Annotated in this window: 3 protein-coding genes; 2 read left to right on the top strand and 1 reads right to left on the bottom strand. The window is 45.5% G+C overall.

Annotated features, from left to right (window positions below; translation table 11 throughout):
- Both CAPGI0001_RS04280 and CAPGI0001_RS04275 read left to right on the top strand, forming a co-directional pair.
- The coding region (locus tag CAPGI0001_RS04280) for a T9SS type B sorting domain-containing protein (RefSeq protein ID WP_002666950.1) at positions 1 to 5031 on the top strand (5031 nt) is incomplete at its 5' end.
- Between the two features lie 356 nt (positions 5032 to 5387).
- Positions 5388 to 5963 carry a 1-acyl-sn-glycerol-3-phosphate acyltransferase gene (locus tag CAPGI0001_RS04275; protein WP_002667035.1) on the top strand — a complete coding sequence of 192 codons (576 nt, stop codon included), beginning with the start codon at positions 5388 to 5390 and terminating at the stop codon, positions 5961 to 5963.
- Between the two features lie 27 nt (positions 5964 to 5990).
- Here CAPGI0001_RS04275 and CAPGI0001_RS04270 read toward each other — a convergent pair whose 3' ends face one another.
- Positions 5991 to 6560: a DUF3109 family protein gene (locus CAPGI0001_RS04270; RefSeq protein ID WP_002666993.1), complete on the bottom strand. Its 570-nt coding sequence runs from the start codon at positions 6558 to 6560 to the stop codon at positions 5991 to 5993.
- Positions 6561 to 6638: the final 78 nt, after the last annotated feature.

The raw sequence follows: 6638 nt of genomic DNA, 5'->3' as shown, positions 1-6638 counted from the left end.
TGTACCCCAGGAGGTACTACTGGTAGCTTTGAGTTTACCCGTACCATTACCACAGGAAGAGAGAATGTATCCTTTGTATATGAGTTATACTACAGTACGACAGGAGCTGCAAGTTCATTTATAGGATCAGGTACAGTAGGTGATGGAGACATCATAGAGCGTACTACAAGTACAGTTCGCTATAAGGTAACAGGACTTAAGGCGGGTTACTACCAGCTCAGAGTGAAGAGCTCAGCCAATGGTAGTTGTGGTCAGGATGTTACAGGCTTCTCTGGAGGGGTAGTTCAGATAACAGAACGTCCTATCCCAGCCTTTGATGCCAACCCACCTGCCAACCCAGGTATAGAGATTGTTCAGGCAGGTTGTGGTGCTGCCACTTCCTATGGGGTAACGCCTAAGCAGTCCAATGCACAGCTCTACCTCAATATTAAGGGAGGTACTGCACCTTATAAGGTAGAGATTTATGAGGCAGGTAATGTAATCCTTACTCAGACAGTAACCTCTACTACACCTCCAGCACCTTACCCAGGACCTACAGTGTACACAGCGAATGCCACTATAGACCTTCCTGCTAAGGATGTGGATTATACGATAGTAGTAAAAGTAACGGATGCGAACGGATGTGTATTGGCTATTCCAGGTTCATTCGTAGGAACTGTTAAGACACTACAAAAGATCACAGGGGCAACCTTCCATCGTACCCAACAGATGAGCTGTCAGCCAACGGGTACGGAACAGGTGACCATGACAGTGACCCGTACGAATGGTTCAAATACAGGAGGATACAATGTATATATAAGAAAGATGACCGGAGCAGGAGCTCCTACTGAGGTAGCAGGCTATGACTCAGCTGCCAGAACAGCGGGTACTGCTCAGATAGGGGGTACAGGGGTAGGTACGATTACCTTCCCTCAGATCGCCGAAGAAAGTGCCGATTATGAGATTACCTTGACCGATAAGGATACAGGATGTACTTTTGTGGTACCAAGTGGATATAGAGTAGAGAAGGCTAAAGCACCACGAGTGAACTTCTTTGTAACGGCAGGAATCTGTGGAGATACTGCTTCACCTGCTCCAGGTACAGTTGGTGTAACCTTCAGAGTAGAAGTAGAAGGGGAAATAGGTACTGGAGGATATACTTGGTTTGTGAAGAAGTCAGGAGGAACTACCTATGGTACCCAGACAGGGCATGGAGCTTCAGACCAGATGACCGTACATATACCTGTAGGAGATGTACCACAGGGTACTGCGATAACTTTTGAGACTGAGGTAACTGTAGTGGGTACACAGTGTAAGACAGCGGCGCAGCTTACAGCTACCCGTCCACAGAATATCAATGCAGTGAGCAAGGTATTGCGCTATATGACTTACTGTAATGGAGAAGCTCAGAACGATGCTCAGATAGGGGTTACCTCAGCTCCGACAGGAGGTTGGGGAGCACCATACCAATACCGAGTAGTAACCGATGGTAATGCAGGTAGCTTCACCGATCAGATGACCTTTACCGTAGGGGTGGGTACCCACTATATAGAAGTGAGAGACTCACGCGGATGTACAAGGAAATTGGATAGCTTTACCTTTGTGCCTTACCATGGTCCATCTATGCAGCTACAAGCACCGAATGCACCAACAGCGACCAAGATACCAAGCTGTGTAGGCTCTCAGGATGGAGAGATTAAGCTCACTGGGGTAATAGGAGGTAGTGTAACAGCTACCACACCATCACCTTCAGGATCTACACCAACGTTGATAGAAGGACGCTTGTCTTACGAGTTGTTCGATGCGACCACAGAAAGATCCTTAGGTAGAATCTTGCCAGATGATAACCCAACCACTCGTGGTACGGTAACCTTCTCTGGTTTAGGAGCTGGTAAGTACTTTATCAGAATCACCTCGGATATGCTTTGTGCCGATGACAAGGTTGATTCACAACCTGTAACAGTCAATGACCCAGGTACAATCATTGCCAGAGCGGAATTGACTAAGTACCCAGGCTGTAATACAGCAGGTGACATCACCGTACAGATAGAGGGCAGACCGAATATGAATCCTACAAGAGGTACTTATAAGGTAGAACTCTATGACATTAGTGCAGGTCGTCCAGGTACTTTAGTGCCAGTAACCCCAACTATTACGGGAGCTTACCAGACAGGAGTAACGGCTGTCTTTGCCGCAGCAGTAACTACACCAGTAAGCTCGGATAGAGTATACTATGCTAAGGTAATGGATAACGGTGGAGGTACAGGTGCTTGCGAAGGAGAATCCAACGAGGTACATGTAGCCAAAGTGAATCCGATAGATGGCGCTATAGATAATGATAAGAGTGTGACAAGCCTCAAGTGCTATGGTAGCTCTTATGGTAAGATTGTGGTAACAGCTACAGGAGGTAAGAACGATGAGCCTTATGTCTTTACCCTTAAGAGAAATGGAAGTGTTGTACCAGGCTTATCTACACCGAATCCGAATGCACAAGGAGTATTTGAAGGACTTGATGCCTCTGATGACTATAGCGTAGAGATTAGCCAAGCCGTGGGAGTATGTATTCCTAAGGTAGTTCAAGTACCGATAAAACAAGAAACCAAGTACACGGTAGAATACGAAGTGAAACAGGTGACTTGTAACGGAGATCATGATGGTTCTATCGAGATCACTACAACTTCAGGTCAGACCAAACTTGATGGTACTCAGAGAAAGCTTACCTATGCGATTAGTCCTCGCTTAGACCGCTTCTTGGACAATGGTGGTAAGTTCGAAGGCTTAGCTCCAGGTAAGTACTATGTGATTGTACAGGATGAAAATGGTTGTCGTCCTAATGAGATTAAGGAGAAAGGTCAACCTACACCACTTGGAACCGATATTATAGAGTTTACCATCACCGAACCGGATCCGCTAAGCGTAACAGTACGTATGGATACGGTAGAGCACGAAAGCTGTGCTGGAAGCAATGACGGAAAGGCTTACTTGCGAGTGATTGGAGGAACACCACTAAGAACAGTGGGCAATGATAAGGTATACGAATACTCTAAGGATGGAGGCACTACATGGGTTGAATACCATAGTGATGGTAATGGTACCCTCATAGATGGCTTAGCCCCTGGCGACCATACCATCAAGATAAGAGATAAGAATGGCTGTCAAGCCGAAGCAACCCTTACCATAGAAGCGGGCTCAGAGGTGACCCTCAAGCTCAGCGAAGGTAAGTACGAGTGTGTGAACAATGTGATTAAGTATGTGGTAGAGGCCAGTGTAGAACCTGCATCAGCAGCGCTTAATGTACGTTACTTGCTCGATGGAGTAGCTCATAACAATACCCGCTTTGAGTTGGATGTGGATCTTCAGACCAATACAACTAAGAGCTATGTAATCTCTGTAATCCATAAGGTAGCAGGTCATGGAGAATGTAGAAAAGACTCTGCACCGATTCTGGTAGCTCCAAAGACACCGCTTAAGGCGCAGGCAGATAAGATCACTAGCGTAAGCTGTCACGATGGCGCTGATGGTTCCTTCGAGGTAGTAGCTCAGGGAGGCTCAGGTAAGTACGAATATGGACTTAAACAAGCCGATGGCTCTTACAGATGGCAGGGTACGAACAACCAGTTCAAGGACCTTTCTGTAGGCTCTTACACGGTAGGAGTGAAAGATACAGAATATGGATGTATCTATGAGGTAGTCAATACAGCGATCATCGCACCTACACCGATACTGATCACTCAGAATAGCATCACCCATGTAGGATGTAAGGGCGAAGCCAATGGAGAGATAGAGTATGTACTCAAGGGAGGAAATCCTCAGTATAGCTGGGAGGTATTCTTCGAAAACGGAGAAAGCACTTCTAAGCGAGGTACAGGAGAGAGAGAAGCTACACCATTCAAGATACAAGGTCTTAAGGCTGGTAAATACCTCTTGGTGGTGAAAGACGCTAAGGGTTGTAGCCAGAAGAAAGAGTTTGAGATCATAGAAGGGGTAGACCTCAAAGGAGTGATCACACAACACTATCAGTGTAATGCGGATATCAGTGAGAACAACAAGGTCTTGGTAGTGGATGGTTCAGGTCCTAATAGTGACACAGCTGCCGAAGCTACTTACGATGTATATGTATCGGTAACGACTCCATACTTGGTAATCAACCCAAGTTCAGGAGGAGCGATAAACCGCTTGCGATATGCGATTACCACCCAGGGTGGATCCCCAATCCAGCGATATGAGTTCAATGGAACTACGCCTACAGGAACTGATAATACGCACAATATGTACAAGATAGCCCATGCATCGCTACTTGCACAGCTCAATGCGGTACGTCCGTTGCAAGAAGGCTTGAACAAATACGAATTGCACTTGTACTATTTCAATAAGGATAACCCAGCGATGAGTGATCCGCCATTGTGTCAGGAAGTGAGAGAACTCAATATTGAGTACTATCCACCGATCAAGATCACCAACCAGAGTATCGCCAACGACCTTAACTTAGTAAAAGTGAAAGTAGAGGGAGGTAAAGAGCGCTATACGGTATACTTTAGTGGAGCTCAATACCACACAGGAGAAGAGGTTAAGGCGCACTATGTACAGAAGGTGGACGATGTGAAGGCAGGAGATGAGGTAGTTTACTACGTACAGAAGACGGATTATGAAGAGGTGAACCCAGCCACAGGCAAGGTAGAGAAGAAAGTCCGTGTATATGTAGAGGACAGCAAGGGCGAGCTCAAGCAAGAGAATGGAGGCAAGCAGGTATGTGCTCATTCAGTATTTATCTATAAGGAATATATGGATGTGGTGATACCGAACTACTTCACACCGAATGGAGATGGCGAGTATGACACATGGGCACCGTTGAACTTGGCCAGCTATCCACATGCCGAAACGATCATCTATGACCGCTACGGCCGCCAGATAGCGACCTTGAACAACCGTCAAGAGTGGGATGGTACCTACGGAGGCGAACCACTTCCAACGGGAGATTACTGGTATGTACTTCGTCTGAACGAGCCAGATGACAGCCGTACCTTCAAAGGCCACTTCACCCTTTATAGGTAGTGATTAATGTTCAATGATTAATGATTAATGATCACTGATTAATCCTTAAAGAAGGGAATAACAATAACTGAAAAGAGACCTTCCAGTAATGGAAGGTCTCTTTTTATTGTTACAACTCCCCATATCCTCTGCCCACCGTTTACTGCTTACTGTCGCATGCACCAGTATAGGGCGATTTGCAAATCGCCCCTACAACAGGACGCAACAACCCTCATACCAATATAGAGAACCTCTGCTCACTCTTCGTTTTTCATTTTTCACTTTTCATTTTTCAATGACCTCTGTTGACTAAATTAACAATTAGCAATTGATAATTAACAATTAAAAATTGTATATTTGCCCTCTAAAATCACCATATGAAAATAAAGAAATGGATAGGAGCTTTTTTCCTATGGATTACAGGCTGGAAAGTAGTATTAGAAGGAGAGGATAAGGTGCTCAATCGCTGTGTGTTAGTCGTGGCTCCCCACACTTCCAATTGGGAGTTTGTCTTGGGAATATTGGCCTATTGGAAGTTGGATAAGCCCATCAAGCTCATCATTAAGGACGCTCATACTAAGGCATGGTATGGATGGCTTGTTCGTAAGTTAGGAGGTATAGGGATTAACCGCTCCCAGCGGAACCATTTAGTTGAGTTTGTCACTGAGCAGTTCAAAAAGGAAGATTTTAGTTTGGTCGTAACTCCTGAAGGCACCCGTTCCAGAGTGGACAAATGGCGTATGGGCTTCTACCATATGGCACTTACCGCCCAAGTGCCTATTGTATTAGGTGCTGGAGATTTCAAAAAGAAGACAATTTTTATAGGGAAAACCATTCCCTTTACTGATTTGCAGACACGCTCAAAAGAGAGCATTATTGATGAAATACGAGAGTATTACCGAGACAAAAACCCAAAATATCCTCAGCAGTGGAATCCTGATTTCAGTTGTTAGTGCTCAGTAGCCAGAGGATAGTAGTCATTAATCATTGATTATTTTTGCAGCTGCTTCCAACTGTTCATACCATTCCTCTCCAAACTTACGGATTAGTGCTTCTTTGACAAACTGGTAGATAGGTACTTGGAGTTTGCGTCCCAGTACACAGGCATCTTTACAGATACTCCAGCGATCATAGTTTACCGCTACAAAGGAGCTGTATTGTTTCAGACGAATTGGGTAGAGATGGCAGGAGATAGGCTTTTTCCAGTCTATTACACCCTCGCGATAGGCTTGCTCTATCCCACAAAGGACGATTCCCTTTTCATCTCTGACGACATAGGCGCATTCGCCTCCTCCAATCAGTGGGGTCTCCCATTCACCATCGATCCCTCGGATGGCTGTGCCTTGTGCCTCAATTGCTTGGCGTCCTGCTGCACTTAAAAAGGGAGCCACCTTAGGGTAGATACGTTCGAGGATAGCTACTTCCTCCTGCTCTACAGGAGCTCCGGCATCCCCCTCCACGCAGCAAGCACCCTTGCATGCATCTAAGTTGCAGACAAAATCTTTTTCTATAATCTCCTCCGAGATTAGAGTATCGTTTATTTCTATCATAATCTAATTTAGGCAATAGGGTAATAGTAAAGTCGCATAAGGGAGTATGTGGGAGAGAAGAGGTGTAAGGACAAACCT

Origin of the sequence: Capnocytophaga gingivalis ATCC 33624 (assembly GCF_000174755.1) — a bacterium.
Lineage (GTDB): Bacteria > Bacteroidota > Bacteroidia > Flavobacteriales > Flavobacteriaceae > Capnocytophaga > Capnocytophaga gingivalis.
This window is presented reverse-complemented; position numbering and strand designations above follow the sequence as displayed.